Origin of the sequence: Nonomuraea sp. NPDC052265, assembly GCF_044547985.1 — a bacterium.
GTDB lineage: Bacteria > Actinomycetota > Actinomycetes > Streptosporangiales > Streptosporangiaceae > Nonomuraea.
In genome coordinates, this window is the sequence record NZ_JBIUBJ010000015.1 from 129,500 (window position 1) to 147,594 (window position 18,095).

Genomic DNA, 18,095 nt, shown 5'->3' on the forward strand with positions numbered 1-18,095 from the left:
GGGCAGGCGTCAGGGCGAGGGCACGACCCGGGTGGCCGTCACGAGGTCGTGCAGGGCGGCCCGGTCGCGGCGTACCAGCACCAGCGCGATCGAGGCGCCCGCCAGGGCGTACGCCGCGATCAGAAGGGGCATGGCGACGGCCGGCTCCTGGTCGCGGACCAGCCGGGACACCGCCATGTGAGCGCACTGCCACGGAAGCAGCTTGACCAGGCCGCGCGCCACGATCCGCGCCGTACCGGGCCGCCCGCCACCGGCCAGGACCACGACGAGCCCTGCTCGCCGCTTGCCCCACGTGGCCTGACGCCGCCCCGCCTCGCCCATGGTCAGGTACGCCACCACGGGCAGCACGCTCAGCGCGGTGATCAGCACATCGGTGCCCACCGTGCCGAGCCCGTCGAACACCCCCACCCCCGCCAGGCGCAGCGGGACGAACACCACGGCCAGCAGGACCAGCCACGCGACGATCACCAGGTAGTCCCGGCCCGCCGCCACCAGCCTCGGACGTAACCCCACCCGGGCACCTCGCGTCGTCTCCCGCTCGTTCAGCACGCGTCGCCTCCAGTCACCACAGCACCTGCAAAGGGAGCCCGATCCTCGCACGCCGCGGCCACGAGCCCCGCCCCGCCCCGGCAGCGGGACGCAGGCCGAGGACGTCCACGGGGGTGGCCGGGCCGCGAGCCCACAGGGCCCGGCACTCGGTGTGCCGGCCGGCGCCCGCGGGATCGATGCCCCGGTGACCGGATCGCGCGGGCGGGACGTGACAGGGGGCGGTCGTGACGTGCGCCACAACCGCCCCTGCCGGGATGGGCGGATCAGCCGGAGATGGAGGTGATGGCGCCGGTCCAGCGGTTGGCCGCGTCCCGGTAGACCTGGAACAGCGCGCTGTCGAAGTACGGGGAGATGCCGGTGTCGTACCTTTCGTCGCCGTCGGTGTCGGCGACGCTGATCGTGAGGCCGGTCAGGTAGCCGGTGCGGGTCTCACCGTCGTACCCGCTCACCCACGCCGACCCCAGCGAGCCCTCGCCCGTGAACGGCGAGTCCACGCCGACGGGCCGGTCGGCGGGCAGCCCGGCGGTGCGCACGGCGAACGCCGGCCCGGTCGAGAGTTCGAGGGTCTGCCCCGTGTACGGGCCGGTGCCGTCGGGGTGGACCCCGGCGGGGTAGCCGAAGACGTCGACCGCGGGCGACAGCGGCTGGTTGACCGCCAACCCCAGTCCGCTGACCTGGTCGCCCAGGCGGCCGACGTGGGTCAGCACGTCCGGGGCGGACAGGACGACGCCGCTGTGGACCGTGGCGAAGGCGTAGTCCCGGTCGAAGTCGCGGATGTCGTCGAAGTCGTAGTGGGAGATGCCCTGTTTGCCGACGTACAGGCCGAAGGGGGTGGCGCCGTCGGAGTACGCCGGGACGAAGACCCACTTGCCGAGCGCGCCGGCCGGGGCCTCGATGTCGAGCACGCAGTGGCCCGCGGTGGCGACGAGGTTGCGGTAGTTCGACTGCACCGAGGTGCCGCTGCACCAGTGGGTCCGGCCGTCGATCGTAAGCACGACCGACGGCGGAAGCCCACGGCTTTTAGATCACATGTTCGAAACGGAGTTGTGGGGGACGGAAGCCTCGCGGGAGTCAGGATCGCTTGCGGCCCACCGCGCACAGGTGGTAGTCGCCGTCGATCGGGGACGGGTCGGTGTCCGGGTCGGGACGCCACTCGCGGGTGTTGACGATGCCCGGCTCCAGGAGGTCGAAGCCGTCCAGGAGGGAGGCGAACACCGACCGCCTGCGGGCCGTGAACGGCGAGGTCGCGTTGCGGTAGACGGCGCTGACGTCGTCGGCCTTGGTCGGCATGGTGTCCGGGGCGACGTGCGTCAGGACGATGTGGCTGCCCGCCGGCAGCAGGTCGCGGTAGCGGTGGACGATGCCCACCGGGTCCTCGTCGTCGGTGACGAAGTGCAGCAGCGACACCACGAGCAGCGCGATCGGCCGGGAGAAGTCCAGTACCTCGGCCGCCCGCTCCATGACGGCCTCCGGCCGCCGCAGGTCGCCCTCCTGGACGGTGACGTCGGGCGAACGGCCGAGCAGGGCGCGCGAGTGGGTCAGCACGACCGAGTCGTTGTCTACGTAGACGATCTTCGCGTCCTCGATCACCTCGTGGACGTGGCCGGCGGTCGGCAGCCCCGACCCGATGTCGAGGAACTGGTCGACGCCCTCCTGCCGCAGGTGGCGTACGGCGCGCTGCAGGAAGGCCCGGCTGTTGCGCGCATCGCCCCTGATCTCGGGGATGATCGACAGCACCTTCTCCGCGGCGTCCCGGTCGGACGCGAAGTTGTCCTTCCCGCCGAGGTAGTAGTCGTACATCCGCGCCACGTTGGGCACCGCGGCGCTGACGCCCGGCGGGACTCGGTCACTCATCATGCCCCAAACCTAGACGATCTAGGGCTGACGTTGGGATGATCTCTGCCATGTTAGGTCTCGACGCCTCGACGGGCATCAGCAGGACCAACCTCTGGGCATGCATGGGGCTCGGCCTCCTGGGCACGGCGGTCATCACGTTCCTGCCGGCCGCCCAGCCGTACCTGCTCACCGACGCGCTGGGGCTGTCCGGCGACGAGCTCGGCCGGACGACCGGCTACCTGCAGATCGCCGCCGAGGCGGCGCTCATCCTGAGCCTGGTCTGGTACGGCGCGCTCGCCGACCGCATCGGCCGGCGGCCGGTCGCCGTGGCGGGGCTGCTGCTGTGCGCGGCCGGCGCGGCGCTCTACCCGTTCGCGGGGAACGTCGCCGTCCTGGTCGCGCTGCGGGTCCTGTTCGCCCTCGGGATCGCCGCCCTGAACGTCACCATGTCCGCGATCACCGCCGACTACGTGCGCGACCACGCGCGCGGCAAGGCCTACGGCTGGCTCGGCCTGTTCAGCGGCATCGGCGCGGTGATCGCGGTGCTGGTGCTGGTCCGCCTGCCGAACATGCTGGAGAACGGCGGCATGGACCCGTCCACGGCGGCCCGGGTGGGCTTCCTGGTGGTCGCCGGCCTGGTCCTGCTGGGCGCGCTGGCCCTGCGCGGCACGCTCGCGTCCGGCCCGGCCGCGCCGGTCGAGCAGCGCGTCGGGCTGGCGCGGCTGGTCGGCGAGGGCGTGCGGCTGGCCCGCGACCCCGGCGTGGCGTTGTCGTACGCGGCGTCCTTCGTGGCCAGGGCCGACCTGGCGCTGGTGGCGAGCTTCCTGTCGTTGTGGATCGTGGACCACGCCAAGGCCGTGCGCGGCATGTCCGCCACCGAGGCCCTGGCCAAGAGCGGCGCGATCGTCGGCATCGCGTACATGGTGATCGTGGTGGGCGCGCCGCTGTTCGGCTGGCTCGGCGACCGGATGCGCCGGCAGGACGTGGTGATCCTGGCCCAGGCGCTGGCGGCGGCCGCGTACCTGTCGACGCTGCTGGTCGGCGACCCGCTCGGGCCGGGGATGATGCTGGTGGCGGCGGCCATCGGGCTGGGCGAGATCGGCGTCATCACCACGGCGGGCCCGCTGCTGGCCCAGCAGGTGCCGGCCCGCTACCGGGGGTCCAGCTTCGGCGTCCAGACGCTCTGCGGCGCGATCGGGATCTTCGTCATCTCCGGCGTCGGCGGCTGGCTCTACGACCTGTGGCGTCCCGCCGCGCCCTTCGCGCTGTCGGGCGCGTGCGGCCTGCTGGTCGCCCTGTTCGGCCTGGCCGTACGCCGCCGCGTCACCGCCCACCCGGAGACCACCCCGGACCTCGCGCAGGAGCGCACGGCCTGACCGGAGACGAGGGCGCCCCCCGCGAAGGAGGCGCCCTCGTCGCTGGTTCAGGCGACGAGCCGGCGCTCGGCCGCGTGCACGGTCTCCCGGACGACGCGGCAGATGCCGGCGATGTGGCCCGCGTCCACCGTGGGCCCGGTCGGCAGGGACAGGACGCGGGCGGCCAGCCCCTCGGCGCGCGGCAAGGGCAGCGGGAAGTGCCGGGCCGGGTCCGACCGGTACGGCTCGACCTGGTGGCAGATGGGCGAGAAGTACCGGCGCGCGTGCACGTTCTCCACGAGCAGCGCCTCCAGCACCGCGTCCCGCGAGACGCCGGCGACGGCCTCGTCCACCTCGATGACCAGGTACTGGAAGTTGGCCCGCTCGCCGGGCGCCTGGCCGCGCACCACGACGCCCGGCAGCCCGGCGAGCTGTTCCTCGTAGACCCGCTGGTTGCGCCGGTTGGCCTCGACGACGGTGTCGATGGCCTCCAGCGAGGTCAGCCCCATGGCCGCGTGGAACTCGCTCATCCGGGCCACCGTGCCGGCCCCGGAGATGTGCCCGGACGCGTCGATGCCCTGGTTGCGCAGCTCCCTGACCCGCGCGGCCAGCTCGTCGTCGTCGGTGACGATCGCGCCGCCCTCGACGCTGTTGACGAACTTGGTGGCGTGGAAGCTGAAGATCTCGGCGTCCCCGGACGTCCCGATCGGTCTGCCCCGGTAGGTGCAGCCGAGCGCGTGGGCCGCGTCGAACAGCAGGACGAGCCCGTGCGCGCGGGCCAGGCGGGTCAGCGCGTCGACGTCGCAGGGGTAGCCGAAGACGTGCACGCCGAGGATGCCGCGGGTCCTCGGGCCGATCAGGCGTTCGACGTGGTCGGGGTCGGCGTTGCCGGTGATCTCGTCGGAGTCGCAGAAGACCGGGACGATGCCGATCCACTCCAGCGCGTGGGCGGTGGCCACCCACGTGAAGGAGGGGACGATCACCTCGTCGCCCGGCCGCAGCCCGGCGGCCCTGGCCGCGATCTGGATGCCGGTGGTGGCGTTGCAGGTGGCCACGGCGTGCCGGGCGCCGGTCAGGTCGGCCAGGCGCGCCTCGAACTCGCGCACCAGCGGCCCGTTGTTGGTCAGCCAGAGCCGGTCGAGCACGCCGCCGAGCCGTTCCAGCAGGCGCGCCCGCTCCCCCGCGTTCGGCCGGCCGACGACGAGCGGGTCACCGAAGGCCATCGCCGGCCCCCTCCTCGCGCACGCCGACGAACAGCCCGGGACTGTTGGGCCGGCCGTCGGCCAGCTTGAACGCGGGCCGGAACTCGGCCCGGCAGCCCGCCTTGGCGAACGCCTCCAGGTACTGGTCGCAGGTGAACAGGCTGGAGTAGAGGACCTCGGCGAACTCCTTGAACCCCGAGGCGTCGGCGACCCTGAAGCGCACCTCCAGCCGGCTCTTGTCGCCCTCCCTGCGCGAGTGCGTCATGCGGGAGATGACGAGCCCCTCCTCCACCAGCGTGTGGCCGCCGACGTGCCCGTCGAGGAAGTTCTCCGGGAAGTACCAGGGCTCGACGACCAGGACGCCGCCGGGCGCCAGGTGGGCCGCCATGCGGCCGACGGCCTCCACCAGCTCGTCGTAGGAGCCCAGCTCGCCGACGGCGTTGCCCATGCAGGTCACGGCGTCGAAGGTGCGTCCGAGGTCGAAGTCGCGCATGTCGCCGGCGTGCAGCGGCACGCCGGGCAGCCGCCGGGCGGCCACCTCCCGCATGTCCGGCGACAGCTCGACCCCTTCGACGCGGTCGAAGATCTTGACGAACGTCTCCAGGTGGGCGCCGGTGCCGCAGGCCACGTCCAGCAGCGAGGACGCCTGGGGCGACCGGCCCTTGACGATGTCGGCCAGCTCCCGGGCCTCACCCTCGAAGCTCTTGCCGCGGCTGCGGAAGACGCGGTCGTAGTACTCGGCGTGGTCGGATCCGTATTCCATGCAGATCTCCTTCAGGCCACCGCCGGGACGGGCTCGGCCGTCACGACCCTCGGCTGGGGGATGGGGATGATGAACTTGCCGCCGCGGCGCAGGAAGTCCCGCTCCTTGCCGATGATCTCGTCGGCGTAGTTCCAGGCGAGCAGCAGGTAGTAGTCGGGCTGCTGGTCGCGGGCCTGCTCGGGCGAGCGGCACGGGATGCGGGTGCCGGGCAGCAGCCTGCCGTGCTTGAGGCTGGTGGTGTCGCTGCAGAAGCGCACCTCGGCGGGGCCGAGCTCGCAGAACTGCAGCAGGGTGGTGCCCTTGGAGGGCGCGCCGTACCCGGCGACGGTCAGGCCGCGGCCGGCCAGGTCGCGGACGAGGTCGCCGATCTCCTTGATGACCTGGTGGGCGCGGGCGGCGAACGCCAGGTAGGCGTCGTCGGTGTCGAGGCCGCTCTGCCGCTCCAGCGACAGCAGCCGGTTCACCGAGGGGCGGGTGGGGTGGGCCGATCCGTCCCTGGCGGCGAAGACGACGATCGAGCCGCCGTGCACGGCCGCCCGCTCGACGTCCACGATGCGCAGGCCGTGCCGCGCGAACAGATGGGTCAGCGTGGTGACCGAGTAGTACGACAGGTGCTCGTGGTAGATCGTGTCGAACTGGTTCTCCTCCAGCAGGTCCAGCAGGTACGGGACCTCGATCGCGACCAGCCCGTCGGGGGCCAGCACGGCGGTGGCGCCGTCCAGCACGTTGTGCACGTCGTCGATGTGGGCGAAGCACTGGCGGCCGAGCACCAGCTTGGCCTCGCCCTGCTCGGCGTGGATGCGGCGGCCCTGGTCGGCGCCGAAGAACTCGGGCAGCGTGCGCACGCCGCGGGCGTTGGCGATCTCGGCCAGGTTCTCGGCCGGGTCCACGCCGACGACGCGCTGCCCCTGCTCCTGGAAGAGCGCGAGCTGCAGGCCGACGTTGCTGCCCAGCTCGACGACCAGCTCGCCCGGCGCGAGCCCGGCCCGGCGGGTGCACCAGCCGACGATGCGCCGCATGTGGCCGGTCATCTGGTCGGACTCGGAGGTGACGTACACGTAGTGGCGGAACAGCACGTCGGGCCGGATCACGTGCCGGATGGCCATCAGCCGGCAGTTGCGGCACACGATCACGTCCACGGGGTAGGCGGGCTCCTCGGCCGGGAGGTCGGCGGGGTCGAGGAAGCCGTTGGCCAGGGGCACCGACCCGAAGGAGGTGACCTCCAGCCAGTCGTCGCGCCCGCAGACCCGGCACGTGTCAAGACGTCGGACAATGTCCTGCATGGCTTCTCCTCATGCTCTTCAGTGGGCGGCCACGGCGAGCTCGCGGTGCTTGAGCGGTTCCCACCAGGACCGGTTGTCCCGGTACCACGCGACGGTCGCGGCCAGCCCGGTCTCGAAGTCGACCGCCGGCGCGTAGCCCAGCTCCCGCTCGATCTTGGAGATGTCGAGGGAGTAGCGCAGGTCGTGCCCCGGCCGGTCGGGGACGTGCTCGACCATGTCCCAGCCCGCCCCGCACGCCTCCAGCAGGCGGGCGGTCAGCTCCAGGTTGCTCAGCTCGCTGCCGCCGCCGATGTGGTAGACCTCGCCGGCCCGGCCGCGGTCGAGGACCATGCGGATGGCCCGGCAGTGGTCGGAGACGTGCAGCCAGTCGCGCCGGTTGCCGCCGTCGCCGTACAGGGGGACCCGGCGGCCTTCGAGCAGGTTGGTGACGAACAGCGGGATGACCTTCTCGGGGAACTGGTAGTGGCCGTAGTTGTTGGTGCAGCGGGTGATCACGACGTCCAGGCCGAGCGTGCGGTGGAAGGCCAGCGCGAGCAGGTCCGAGCCGGCCTTGGACGCCGCGTACGGCACGTTCGGCGCGAGCGGCGTCTCCTCGGTCCACGAGCCCTCGGCGATGGAGCCGTACACCTCGTCGGTGGAGACGTGCACGAAGCGGCCGACGCCGTGCCGCAGGGCCGCCTCCAGCAGGGTCTGGGTGCCCAGCACGTTGGAGCGCACGAAGCCGGTGGCGCTGACGATCGACCGGTCGACGTGCGTCTCGGCGGCGAAGTGCACGATCGCGTCCTGCCCGGCCACCACCTCGTCGGCCACCAGCGGGTCGGCGGTGTCGCCCTGCACGAAACGCAGCCCCGGGTGGCCGGCCACCGGGGCGAGGTTCTCCAGGTTGCCGGAATAGGTGAGCTTGTCCAGGACGGTGACCCGCGTGCCCGGCGAGTCGCGCAGCGTGGCTCTGACGAACTCCGAGCCGATGAAACCGGCACCGCCGGTGACCAGGATCCGCAACTGTCCGCCTCCTGTCTGAGGGGTCGACGGCTACCGGGCGGCGGCGGTCAGCCGCTCCAGCTCCGCGACGATGTCGGTCGGGCTCGGCGTGGCCAGCCACTCCTCGTGGATGGCGGCCGCGCCCTTGGTGAACGAGGGGTCCTTCAGCACGCGCAGCAGCTCGTCGCGGATCTCGGCCGCGGACTGCGTCTGGTGGTTGATCCGCACGCCGGCGCCGCGCGTGGTGACGTACCGGGAGGTGCGGGTCGAGGTGAGCTGCTTCTGGCACTGGAGCCGCCAGTCGATGCCGTCCTCGACGGGGGTGCCGACGAGCCGGTTGTGCTCGTCGGTGTCGCAGACGATCTGCGGGACGTTCATGGCCGAGGCGGCCGCGAAGGTGCCGATCGAGCCGTGGTGGACGATCGCCGAACAGGTCGGCAGGAGCTGGTCGAGCGGCACGTAGTCGAACACGCGCACGTTGGCCGGGAGGGGGCCGTCCAGGTCGAGGAGCTGGTTGGCGTCCAGGGTGGCGACGACCTCGGCGTCCAGGCCGTCCACGGCCTCCATGAGCTTGGCGGTGCGGCCCCAGTCGCCCTTGAAGAACGTGCGCATCGACACGCCCAGCGAGATCGCCACCCGCGGCCGGTCCGGCGGTCGCCGCAGCCACTCGGGGACGACGCTCGCCCCGGTGTAGGGGACGTACCGGACGGGCAGGCGGCGCACGCCGGTGGGCAGGCTCATCCCGGGCGGGAACGGGTCCACCGTCCAGTCGCCGAGCAGCAGGTTGTCGTCGACCGTCACGCCGTACCGGTCGGCCAGCGGGCCGATCACCCCGGTCATGGGGTTCTCCTCGCCGCTGCCGGCGAACTTCTCCGCGGCCCAGGCGGTGTAGTCGGGCGCCAGCAGCGTACGGGCGTGGGCGGCGCCGCTGACCCGGGCCGCCACCGCGCCGCACGGGAACCACGGGTCCCACAGGACGAGGTCGGGCCGCCACTCACGGGCGAACTCGACGACGGCCTGGACGTCCTGGCGGGGCGCCGGCGGATGGTAGTTACGCATGGTGAGCAGCGCGAAATGGTAGAAGACATCCCAGGGCGGACGTTCGGCCTCGGTGAGGCCGAGCGCGGCGACCAGACGCTCGGACTCCTCGATCGTGGGGATCAGCCCGGCGAACCCCGGGTAGCCGCGGTCGTGCACGGACAGCGGCTCGGGCGCGCCGCAGGAGACCGCGGTCAGCCCGGCCGCGTTCACCGACCGGTGGAAGTCGGGCACCGAGACCCCGGTGTCGACGCCCGGCGGGGCCGCCACCACCACCTGGTGCCCGGCCGCCTGCAACGCCCAGGCGTAGGGCACGATCGGCAGGAAGTGCGCCGTCGCGGGGAAGACCGTGAACATCACGCGCATGGCGGTCACTCCAGGGGGGAGTCGGGGGCGGCCAGGCCGGCGCGCAGGATCTCGCCGAAGTCGGCCACCATCGTCGCGATCGTGCTCTCCAGGAACAGGTTGCTGTTGTAGGCGAAGTTGCCGAAGATCTCGCCGGAGGGGGCGATGTCGAAGGTGAGCAGCGCGCCGTCGGGGATGTCGGTGCCGTTGGGCTGGTCCAGCAGGCGCTCGCGGACCTCGGCGATCTCCAGGTCGCCGACGCGCTCGCCGTCCATGCCGGTGGCGAACTGCCAGACCTGGAGGGCGCACAGCGCCTTGCTCTCCAGCGCGGCGTCGGCCATCAGCTCGGGCGCCTCGGCCACGATCTGCAGGAACGGGATCTCGTTGGCGTAGGAGTCCATGCAGGTCCTGCGGGAGCGCTCGACGACCTGCCGGAAGGTGGCGCAGCCGTCCAGGCCGGTGCGCAGTGGCAGGAAGTTGAAGAACGGGCCCACGGTCTCCTGGAACTCCGGCTGCCCGCGTCCGGAGCTGATCACCGGGACGACCAGGTCGGTGGCCCCGGTGATCCGGCTGAGCAGCACGTTGTAGGCGGCCAGCAGCACCATGAACGGCGAGCTGCGCATCGTCCTGGCGTAGCCGATCACCCGCGTGGAGACGTCCTTGGGCAGGGAGAACCGGTGGACCGGGCAGACCTTGGCCAGCCCGGCCGACCGCGCGTGGTCGGTGGGGACGGCCAGCATGCGCGCGCCGCGCAGCCGCTCGCCCCAAAAGTCGCGGGCGGCCTGGGTCTCGGCGCTGCCGGCCTGCTCCTGCTGCCGGCCGGCGTACTCGTGATAGGGCCGGGGCTCCGGCAGCGGCGGCACGGCGTGGCCGCGGCGCTCGGCGTAGCGGGTGACGATGTCGCGGATGAGGAGCTGCATGGACCAGCCGTCGCCCGCGGTGTGGTGCACGATCAGCGCGAGCACCGCGTCCTCGTCGTCGAACCGGCCGAGGATGGCGCGCAGGTGCGGCAGCTCCTGGAGGCTGTAGGAGCCGGCCTCGACCTCGGTCAGCAGCTCCTCGGCCCGCGGCGCGCGCTCCTCGGGGGCGGTGGCCGGCAGGTCCACCACGAGCAGCCGGGCGGGCGCGGACGGCTGCCGCACCTGGTACGCCTCCCCCTCCCCCCGGGTGATCGTCATGTTGAGTGCGTCGTGCCGGTCGGCCACGTCGTCCATGGCGAGCTGGAGGGTGTCGACGTCGATGCGGCCACGCAGGCGCCAGCCGACGACGATGTTGTAGCGGGCACTGAAGGGCCCCTGGGCGTCGCCCTGGTCGAACAGGCGAAGGAAGTGCTGGGTGTAGGACAGGGGGTACCGGATCGCCGGCGGTGAAATGGTCATGCTGCCGCCTCCGTGCGGGCATCGCGTTGGCCGCTGCGCTGGAGCTCCACGGCCCGGTAGAGGGCGCTGATGTTGCCGCTGCCGAAGGAGCGGGCGCCCAGTCGCTCGATGAGTTCGAAGAAGAAGGTGTCGCGGGGGTGGGTCGAACGGGCGAAGATCTGGTAGAGCTGCCCGTCGTGGTCCTCGTCGACCAGAATGTTGAGCCGTCCGAGGTCCTCCAGCCGGTACTTCACCGGCCTGACCCGTTCGGCGAGCAGGCCGTAGTAGGCGTCGGGGGCGGTCAGGTACTCCACCCCGCGGTCGGCGGTGGACTGCACGGCGGCCACGATGTCGGCGGCCGACAGCGCCAGGTGCTGCACGCCCGCGCCGCCGTGATCGCGCAGGAACTCGTCGATGTGGCCGGGTGTCCTGGTCACGTCCGGCTCGATGAGCGTGAACGTCACCTCGCCGCCGCGGCTGCGGACGACCTTGGTGGTCATGGCCTGCGAGCCGACGGCGATGCGCTCGGCGAAGGTGAACTCGAAGCCGAGCACCCGCCGGTACCACTCGACGGTGGCGTCGAGCTCCCCGGCCGGGACGCACACGGCCAGGTGGTCCACCTCCAGCAGCCCGGGGCCGGAGCCGGCCGGCCGCGTGGCGGTGCTCCGGAAGCCCGGCAGAACGCGCTCACCCGCCCCGGCCGGCCGCTGCACGAACGTGTGCAGCACGTCGCCGAAGCCGTGGATCGCGGCCGTGACGACGCCGTCGCGTCCGGCGGGGGCCGAGACCGGGCGGGCGCCGCGCCGCACCGCCTCGTGGTAGGCGCCCGCGGCGTCGGGCACGCCCAGCGCGACGTCGCACACGCCGTCGCCGTGCCGGTCGAGGTATCCGGCGCCGGGGTGGTCCGCGGTGAGCGGCTGGGTGAGCACGAGCCTGATCCGGTTGGCGCCCAGGGCGGCCGAGCGGGCCCCGTCGTCCTCGGCCACGGCGTACGCCGTCAGGCCCAGGGTGTCGCTCAGCCGGGCGGTCTCGGTCTCCAGGTCGCCGACGTAGAAGCCGATGTGGTCCAGGCGCAGGTCGTCGAAGATCATCGTGTCGGTCATGGGCTATCCGGCGTCCGTCCGGACGGCGAGACCGCGCGGGCGCAGGTCCGTCCAGTGGGTGGTGACGTACTGCACGCAGGCGTCGCGGACGGCCGGGCCGAAGGCGACCTCCCACCCCGCGGGCACGTCGGCGAAGGCGGGCCACAGGCAGTGCCGGCCCTCCTGGTTCACCAGCACGCGGAAGGCCGCGTCCCGGTCGTCGAATGGGTTGCTCATCTCGTCCCTCTCACTGGGTGCGCGCGCCGGCCTCTAGCCATTCGTCCAGGCCGGCCACGGTCGCCGCGTCGAACAGGTCGCCGATGGACAGGTTCACGCCCAGCGCCGCGCGGATGCGGCTGACCAGCCGCATCGCCAGCAGCGACTGGACGTCCAGGTCGAAGATGCTGTCGTCCACGCCGACCCGCTCGACGCCGAACACCTCGGCGAACACCGTGCACAGGACCTCCTGGCGGGGGTTCCGCGGCGCGCGGTAGGCCGAGCCGGGCTCGTTGTCGGGGTCGGGCAGGGCGGCGCGGTCCACCTTGCCGTTGGCGGTCAGGGGCAGCGCGTCCAGCACGACGAACGCCGTGGGCACCATGTAGTCCGGCAGCGACGTCTTGACGTGGGCGCGCAGCGCGGCCGGGTCGGGGGCGTCGGCGGCGGGGACGACGTAGGCGACCAGGCGTTTGTCGCCCTGCCTCGACTGCCCGGCCACGACGGCGACGTGCGCCAGCCCGGGATAGGCGGCCAGCACGGCCTCCACCTCGGCCAGCTCCACCCGGAAGCCCAGGATCTTGACCTGGTCGCCGGCCCGCCCGATGAACTCGATCTGCCCGTCGTCGTTGCGCCGGACCAGGTCGCCGGTGCGGTACATGCGCTCGCCGGGCCCGCCGAACGGGTCGGCGACGAACCGCTCGGCGGTCAGGTCCGGACGGCCGTAGTAGCCCCGCGCCACTCCCCTGCCCGCGATGTACAGCTCGCCCTCCAGGTCGCCGGGGACCGGGCTGAGGCGGTCGTCGAGCACGTAGAGCCGCACGTCCCGCATCGGGCCGCCGACCGGCACGCTCGTGCCCAGCTCGGTCCCGGCGGTCAGGGGCGCGTGGGTGGAGAACAGGGTCACCTCGGTGGCGCCGTACATGGCCCGCACGGTCGTGCCGGGGCAGGCGGCCAGCACCTGGCGCACGGCGGCGGGGACGATGACGTCGCCACCGGTGAGCACCTCGCGGACGCCGGCCAGGCAGTCCGCCCCCTCCTCGGCCACGACCCGGAACAGCCCCGCGGTCAGGTGCAGCCCGGTGATCCGCTCCTCGCGGATCAGCCGGCGCAGGGTGTCGAGGTCCGGCTCGCCGGGCGGCGCCACGACGGTCGTGCCGCCGTGCAGCAGCGGCACCCACAGCTCGTACGTCGAGACGTTGAACGCGTACGGCGCGACCATCAGGACGCGCTCGTGGGCGCCGGTGTCCCAGCAGGGGTCGAGGGCCAGGCCGAGCACGTCCCGGTGGGTGACCGCCACGCCCTTGGGGTGTCCGGTCGAGCCCGAGGTGTAGATGACGTAGGCCAGGTCGCCGGGGTCGGTGACGACGCCGGGATCAGTGGCCGGTTCTGTGGACGTGGCCGGGTCGTCGTCGGCGAGCAGGACCGCCGGGGCCGACGGCAGGCCCTCGGCCGCCTTGGCGCGGTCGGCGACCAGGACGGGCGTCCCGGACGAGTCGACGATCCACTGCCGGCGGTCGGCCGGGTAGGCGCTGTGGACGGGCAGGTAGCAGCCGCCCGTCTTGAGGATCGCGAGGAGCGTGACGACCAGCTCGGCCGAGCGCTCCATCAGCACCGCGACCGGCGTCTCGGGGCCGGCGCCGAGCCCGCGCAGGCGGTGGGCGAGGCGGTTGGCCCGCTCGTCGAGCTCCCGGAAGGTCAGCCGCACCGGGCCCGCCGACACCGCGACCGCGTCGGGCGTGCGCCTGGCCTGCTCGGCGACGTGTCCGTGCACAGTTGTAGGCGACATCAACGGGTTCCTCAGTCGTCGTGGAAGATGGCGTGGATGCCGGAGACGCCCGAGAGCATCGTGGCGAAGTCGATCTTGCGGGGGCGGAGCTTGCTGGGGTCGAGCGTCTTCTGCGCCCTGTCCCAGTACTCCTCCTTGTGCTTGGTGCGGTCGTAGAAGAAGCGGACGAAGTCCAGCAGGGAGTCCAGGAACTCGCGGTAGTCCTTCTCGTAGCGCGCCAGCACGGCCTCCTCCGAGGCCGGGTCGTTCAGGATCTCGTCCACCGCGCCGGCCAGCCCGTGGGCGCCGCGCAGCGCCAGGCCGACGCCCGTGGACAGCAGCGGGTCGATGAAGGCCGCCGCGTCGCCCACCAGGGCCCAGCCGGGGCCGTGGAAGCTGGTGCAGGTGTAGGACCAGTCGCGGATGCTGCGGAAGCCGCTGACCCGGGTGGCGCCCTCGGTCAGGGCCCTGACCTCCTCGGCGGCGGCCAGCTCGGAGGCGTACAGGTCCTCCAGGCTCTTGCCGGACTTCTTGTACTCCTCGATGGGCGTGACGTAGCCGACGCTCACCGTGCCGTCGTGCAGGGGGATGAACCAGAACCAGCCCGCGGGGCGGTTCTCGGTGACGGTGTCGCCGAAGCGCGTGCCGCCGTAGCGCTTGCAGCCCTGCCAGTACGACCAGACCGCGATGTTGCGCAGGTCGTCGTGGTACTCGATGAGGTCGAAGCGGCGGGCCAGCAGGTGCTGCTGCCCGGTGGCGTCGATCAGCAGGCGGCAGCGGGCGGTGCGCTGCTCGGTGTCGCCCTTCACCGTGTACACGACGCCGGTGACGCGGTCGCCGTCGAACACCAGGTCCTTGACCGTGGCCTCCTCCAGCACCGACGCGCCCAGCTCCCTGGCCCTGGCCAGCAGGAGGGAGTCGAAGTCGGCGCGGCGGACCTGGTAGGCGTACTCGTAGTTGGACGCCTCGGCGAAGCGGAAGTCCCAGGTGCCCTGGTTCTTGCCCCACAGCAGGGTGCCGCCGTACTTCTTGACGAACCCCATCTGGTCGAGCCTGTCCTTCAGTCCCAGCTCCTCCAGCGTGGGCATGGATCCCGTGATCAGCGACTCGCCGATGTGGTAGCGCGGGAACTTCTCCCGCTCCAGCACCAGAACCCGGTGCCCGCGCTGGGCCAGCAGTCCCGCCGTACCCGAGCCGCCAGGGCCTCCGCCGATCACGACAACGTCGAACTCGTCATGAGTATTGATCACCGTGCTCCTCCGTTTCGCCGCTCTGCGACTCGGAGTCAGGGTCACATTCACGTCGAGGGGCCCACATCCTTTGAATTGCTGTCTGAGCTGACGAAACACCGCATTTCACAAGATGTGCGGCGGGGTGGCCGCGCTCATCATGAGGCGAATGAGAACGGTCATCAGCGTCTGGATCGCCGAGCATCCCCTGCCGGACTACCTGGGCCCGATCAGGAGGATGGCCGCCGACTTCGAGGCCGCGCACCCGGACCTCCGGATCGAGATCACCGGGCACGGCTTCCGCGAGCTGCCCGCCGAGGTAGCCGCCGCGGCCGGCCGCGGCGAGCCGCCGGACCTGGCGGAGTACTACGCCACGGCCACCCGGCTGGCGCTCGACACCCGGTCGCGCTCCGGCGTGCCGCTGTTCACGCCGATCGAGCGCGCCGTCGCCGGCCGCGCGGAGATCCTCGGCGAGCCGGTCGTGCTCGCCGACCTCGAACCGGCCGTACGCGGCCACTACACCTACCGCGGCGAACTCGTCGCCGCGCCCGCGACGGCGACCACGGCGGTGCTGCTCGGCAACGCCACCCTGCTGCGCGCGGCCGGGATCGACGCGCCGCCGACGACCTGGGAGGAGCTGGAGCGCGCCTGCGCCGCGGTGCGGGCGCTGCCCGGCGGGCCGCCGCACGGCGTCTCCTGGGCCAACCACGGCTGGCTGTTCCAGCAGGCCGTCGCCGGGCAGGGCGGCCTGCTGGCCGACCGGGACAACGGCCGCTCCGGCCGGGCCGGACGGGTGGACCTCGCCTCCAAGGAGTCGCTGGCCTACGCCTCCTGGTGGCGGCGCCTACACGACGAGGGCCACTACCTGCGCGCGGGCGAGCCCGGTGACTGGGGTCCGGCGCTGGGGGCGTTCCTGGAGCGGCGGGTGGCGTTCACGGTCGCGTCCTCCGTGGTGGCCGGCATGATCGCCGAGCGCGGGCGGGAGGCCGGGTTCGAGGTGACGGCGAGCCCGCTGCCGCACAACGAGAGCCTGCCGCGCGCCGGGCACCTGGTCTCCGGCCAGGCGCTGTGGCTGACCGACGGGCTGCCGCCGGAGCGGCGGGACGGCGCGCTGGCGTTCGTCCAGCATCTGCTGAGCGCGGGCAACGCGGCGCAGTGGCACCGGGCGGCCGGGTTCCTGCCGGTCACCCGGGCCGCGGCCGGCCTGCTGGAGGAGGAGGGCTGGTTCGAGCGGCACCCGGTGCACCGGGCCGCCACCGCCCAGCTCCGCGCGGCCGACGGCTCCCCCGCGGCGCTGGGCGCGGTGCTGGGGGACTTCGCCGGGATCCAGGACCTGATGACCGGGGCCATGGCCCGGGTGCTGGACGGCGCCGACCCCCACGACTGCTTCACCGAGGCGTCGGAGCGGGCGCAGGGCCTGCTCGACGCGTACAACGCCGACTGCCTGGACGGGCGCACCCCGCGACGCCTGTCCGTGGGCTGAACCACCGCCGCCTCCCGGGCGGCGGCACCGCTCCCACGGCATCCGCCCGTGAAGTGAGCACTTCAGAAGAAGACCGTGCCGGCGGGCGATGCCACGCTCGGACATGGCGATGGGAGTTCCCGTATGTTAAGCCGACGGCGCTTGATCGTTCTCGGTGGCCTGGCAGGAGGCGCCGCGCTTACCCCGGTGACCCGGGGGCTGTTCAGCGAGCCGGAGCAGCAGGCGCAGCCACAGCACATGATGCGCATGCACGACCACGGGGGCCGGGTCCCCGCGGTCCGCACCGGCGCCACCGCGGCGCCCTTCAGCGTCGCCATGCCGGTGCCCCCGGTGCTGGCCCCCGTGGCCACCCTGCCGGGCATCGACTTCTACCGGTTGTCCATCCAGCAGGCGACCACCGAGATCCTGCCCGGCGTGAGCACGCCCGTACTGACGTACGGCGGCCAGTTCACCGCCCCCACCATCCGCGCCCGGCAGGGCCGCAGGGCGCTGGTCACCTTCGACAACAAGCTCGGCCACGAGGCGAACGTGCACCTGCACGGCGGCCGCGTGCCGGCCGCCAGCGACGGCTACCCGATGGACCTGATCGCCGACGGCAAGTCGAAGACCTACGACTACCCGAACGCCCAGGCCGGCGCCACCCTGTGGTACCACGACCACACCCACCACATGGAGGCCGAGCACGTCTACCGCGGCATGCACGGCTTCTACCTGGTCGAGGGCGCCGACGAGCAGCAGCTCGGCCTGCCGTCCGGGGCCTACGACGTGCCCATCCTGCTGCGCGACGCGCTCTTCGACGACCAGGGCGGGCTCGTCTTCGACCCGGCCGACCCCTACAACCGGCCGACGCTGATGGCCAACGGCAAGGCGCAGCCGTACTTCAGGGTCGCGGCCCGCAAGTACCGATTGCGCCTGCTCAACGGCTCCACGCACCGGATCTTCGAGCTGTCCCTGAGCAACGGCGCCCAGATGACGCAGATCGCCACGGACTGCGGGATGCTGGCGGCGCCGGTGCCGACGTCCAAGCTGGTGCTCTCCTCGGGCGAGCGGGCCGAGGTCGTGATCGACTTCGGCGCGTTCCCGCTGGGCACGCAGGTGACCCTTGAGGACGTGAGCGGGTCCGTGCTCCGCTTCGACGTCGTACGGCGGGCCGTCGACCGCAGCCGCGTCCCCAACCAGTTGCGCGCGATGGTCCCGCTGGCCGCGGCCGCGCAGACCCGGCAGCTCACCCTCAGCCTGGACCCGGTCAACATCCAGGCCCTGATCAACAACCGGGCGTTCGACGCCAACCGGGTGGACATGCAGGTCAGGCGGGGATCCAGCGAGATCTGGGAGGTCACCAACTCCGACACCGACGTCGGCGGGTCGGGCTTCGGCGTCCCGCACAACTTCCACACCCACCTCGCCCAGTTCCGCATCCTGGACCGCGACGGCACGCCGCCGCAGCCGGGCGAGGCGGGATGGAAGGACACGGTGCTCATCCAGCCGGGCGAGACCGTGCGCTTCCAGGCCAGCTTCGGCGACTACCTGGGGCGATACGTCTACCACTGTCACATGTTGGAGCACTCGGCCATCGGGATGATGGGCCAGATGGAGATCGTCAACTAGTT

The 18,095-nt window shown here is 72.5% G+C and carries 16 protein-coding genes; 3 read left to right on the plus strand and 13 right to left on the minus strand.

From position 1 onward, the window contains the following. Positions 1–9: 9 nt before the first annotated feature. The 3 genes from ACIHAD_RS34490 to ACIHAD_RS34500 form a co-directional block, all read right to left on the minus strand. On the minus strand, positions 10–513 hold the full coding sequence (locus ACIHAD_RS34490) for an RDD family protein (RefSeq protein WP_397358898.1): 504 nt from the start codon (positions 511–513) through the stop codon (positions 10–12). A gap of 299 nt (positions 514–812) precedes the next feature. Next, positions 813–1,544, minus strand: a complete 732-nt coding sequence (locus tag ACIHAD_RS34495) for a trypsin-like serine peptidase (protein WP_397358899.1) — start codon at positions 1,542–1,544, stop codon at positions 813–815. 76 nt (positions 1,545–1,620) lie between these two features. Then, positions 1,621–2,406: an SAM-dependent methyltransferase gene (locus ACIHAD_RS34500; RefSeq protein WP_397358900.1), complete on the minus strand. Its 786-nt coding sequence runs from the start codon at positions 2,404–2,406 to the stop codon at positions 1,621–1,623. Between the two features lie 47 nt (positions 2,407–2,453). Between ACIHAD_RS34500 and ACIHAD_RS34505 the strand changes: the two genes are divergently transcribed. Further along, positions 2,454–3,761 carry an MFS transporter gene (locus ACIHAD_RS34505; RefSeq protein ID WP_397358901.1) on the plus strand — a complete coding sequence of 436 codons (1,308 nt, stop codon included), beginning with the start codon at positions 2,454–2,456 and terminating at the stop codon, positions 3,759–3,761. Between the two features lie 47 nt (positions 3,762–3,808). Here ACIHAD_RS34505 and ACIHAD_RS34510 read toward each other — a convergent pair whose 3' ends face one another. From ACIHAD_RS34510 to ACIHAD_RS34555, 10 genes are read right to left on the minus strand one after another with little or no spacing between them, the layout of a single operon-like run. Continuing rightward, the gene (locus ACIHAD_RS34510; RefSeq protein ID WP_397358902.1) at positions 3,809–4,963 is read right to left on the minus strand and encodes an aminotransferase class I/II-fold pyridoxal phosphate-dependent enzyme; all 1,155 of its coding nucleotides are present in this window, start codon (positions 4,961–4,963) and stop codon (positions 3,809–3,811) included. Then, positions 4,950–5,705: a class I SAM-dependent methyltransferase gene (locus ACIHAD_RS34515; RefSeq protein WP_397358903.1), complete on the minus strand. Its 756-nt coding sequence runs from the start codon at positions 5,703–5,705 to the stop codon at positions 4,950–4,952. The genes ACIHAD_RS34510 and ACIHAD_RS34515 overlap by 14 nt, the downstream gene beginning before the upstream one ends. 11 nt (positions 5,706–5,716) lie before the next feature. Beyond that, positions 5,717–6,988 carry a class I SAM-dependent methyltransferase gene (locus ACIHAD_RS34520; RefSeq protein ID WP_397358904.1) on the minus strand — a complete coding sequence of 424 codons (1,272 nt, stop codon included), beginning with the start codon at positions 6,986–6,988 and terminating at the stop codon, positions 5,717–5,719. 18 nt (positions 6,989–7,006) lie between these two features. Further along, positions 7,007–7,990: a dTDP-glucose 4,6-dehydratase gene (gene rfbB / locus ACIHAD_RS34525; protein WP_397358905.1), complete on the minus strand. Its 984-nt coding sequence runs from the start codon at positions 7,988–7,990 to the stop codon at positions 7,007–7,009. A 30-nt stretch (positions 7,991–8,020) separates the two neighbouring features. After that, positions 8,021–9,373: a nucleotide disphospho-sugar-binding domain-containing protein gene (locus tag ACIHAD_RS34530; protein ID WP_397358906.1), complete on the minus strand. Its 1,353-nt coding sequence runs from the start codon at positions 9,371–9,373 to the stop codon at positions 8,021–8,023. Between the two features lie 5 nt (positions 9,374–9,378). Beyond that, positions 9,379–10,731 (minus strand): condensation domain-containing protein, encoded by a 1,353-nt coding sequence (locus ACIHAD_RS34535; RefSeq protein WP_397358907.1) that lies wholly within the window; start codon positions 10,729–10,731, stop codon positions 9,379–9,381. Continuing rightward, positions 10,728–11,813 carry a 4-hydroxyphenylpyruvate dioxygenase gene (hppD, locus tag ACIHAD_RS34540; protein ID WP_397358908.1) on the minus strand — a complete coding sequence of 362 codons (1,086 nt, stop codon included), beginning with the start codon at positions 11,811–11,813 and terminating at the stop codon, positions 10,728–10,730. Before hppD ends, ACIHAD_RS34535 begins: the two co-directional genes overlap by 4 nt. 3 nt (positions 11,814–11,816) lie before the next feature. Then, the gene (locus tag ACIHAD_RS34545) at positions 11,817–12,029 is read right to left on the minus strand and encodes an MbtH family protein (protein ID WP_397358909.1); all 213 of its coding nucleotides are present in this window, start codon (positions 12,027–12,029) and stop codon (positions 11,817–11,819) included. Positions 12,030–12,039: 10 nt separating this feature from the next. Beyond that, entirely contained in the window at positions 12,040–13,794 is a 1,755-nt protein-coding gene (locus ACIHAD_RS34550; RefSeq protein ID WP_397358910.1) for an amino acid adenylation domain-containing protein, read from the minus strand. A gap of 11 nt (positions 13,795–13,805) precedes the next feature. Next, positions 13,806–15,023: an NAD(P)/FAD-dependent oxidoreductase gene (locus tag ACIHAD_RS34555; protein WP_397358911.1), complete on the minus strand. Its 1,218-nt coding sequence runs from the start codon at positions 15,021–15,023 to the stop codon at positions 13,806–13,808. 148 nt (positions 15,024–15,171) lie between these two features. On the opposite strand from ACIHAD_RS34555, the gene ACIHAD_RS34560 reads away from it, so the two are divergent. Together ACIHAD_RS34560 and ACIHAD_RS34565 are read left to right on the plus strand one after the other, a co-directional pair. After that, a complete protein-coding gene (locus tag ACIHAD_RS34560; RefSeq protein WP_397358912.1) occupies positions 15,172–16,485 on the plus strand; it encodes an extracellular solute-binding protein in 1,314 nt (437 codons plus the stop codon). A 186-nt stretch (positions 16,486–16,671) separates the two neighbouring features. Next, on the plus strand, positions 16,672–18,093 hold the full coding sequence (locus ACIHAD_RS34565; protein ID WP_397358913.1) for a multicopper oxidase family protein: 1,422 nt from the start codon (positions 16,672–16,674) through the stop codon (positions 18,091–18,093). Positions 18,094–18,095 lie beyond the last annotated feature (2 nt).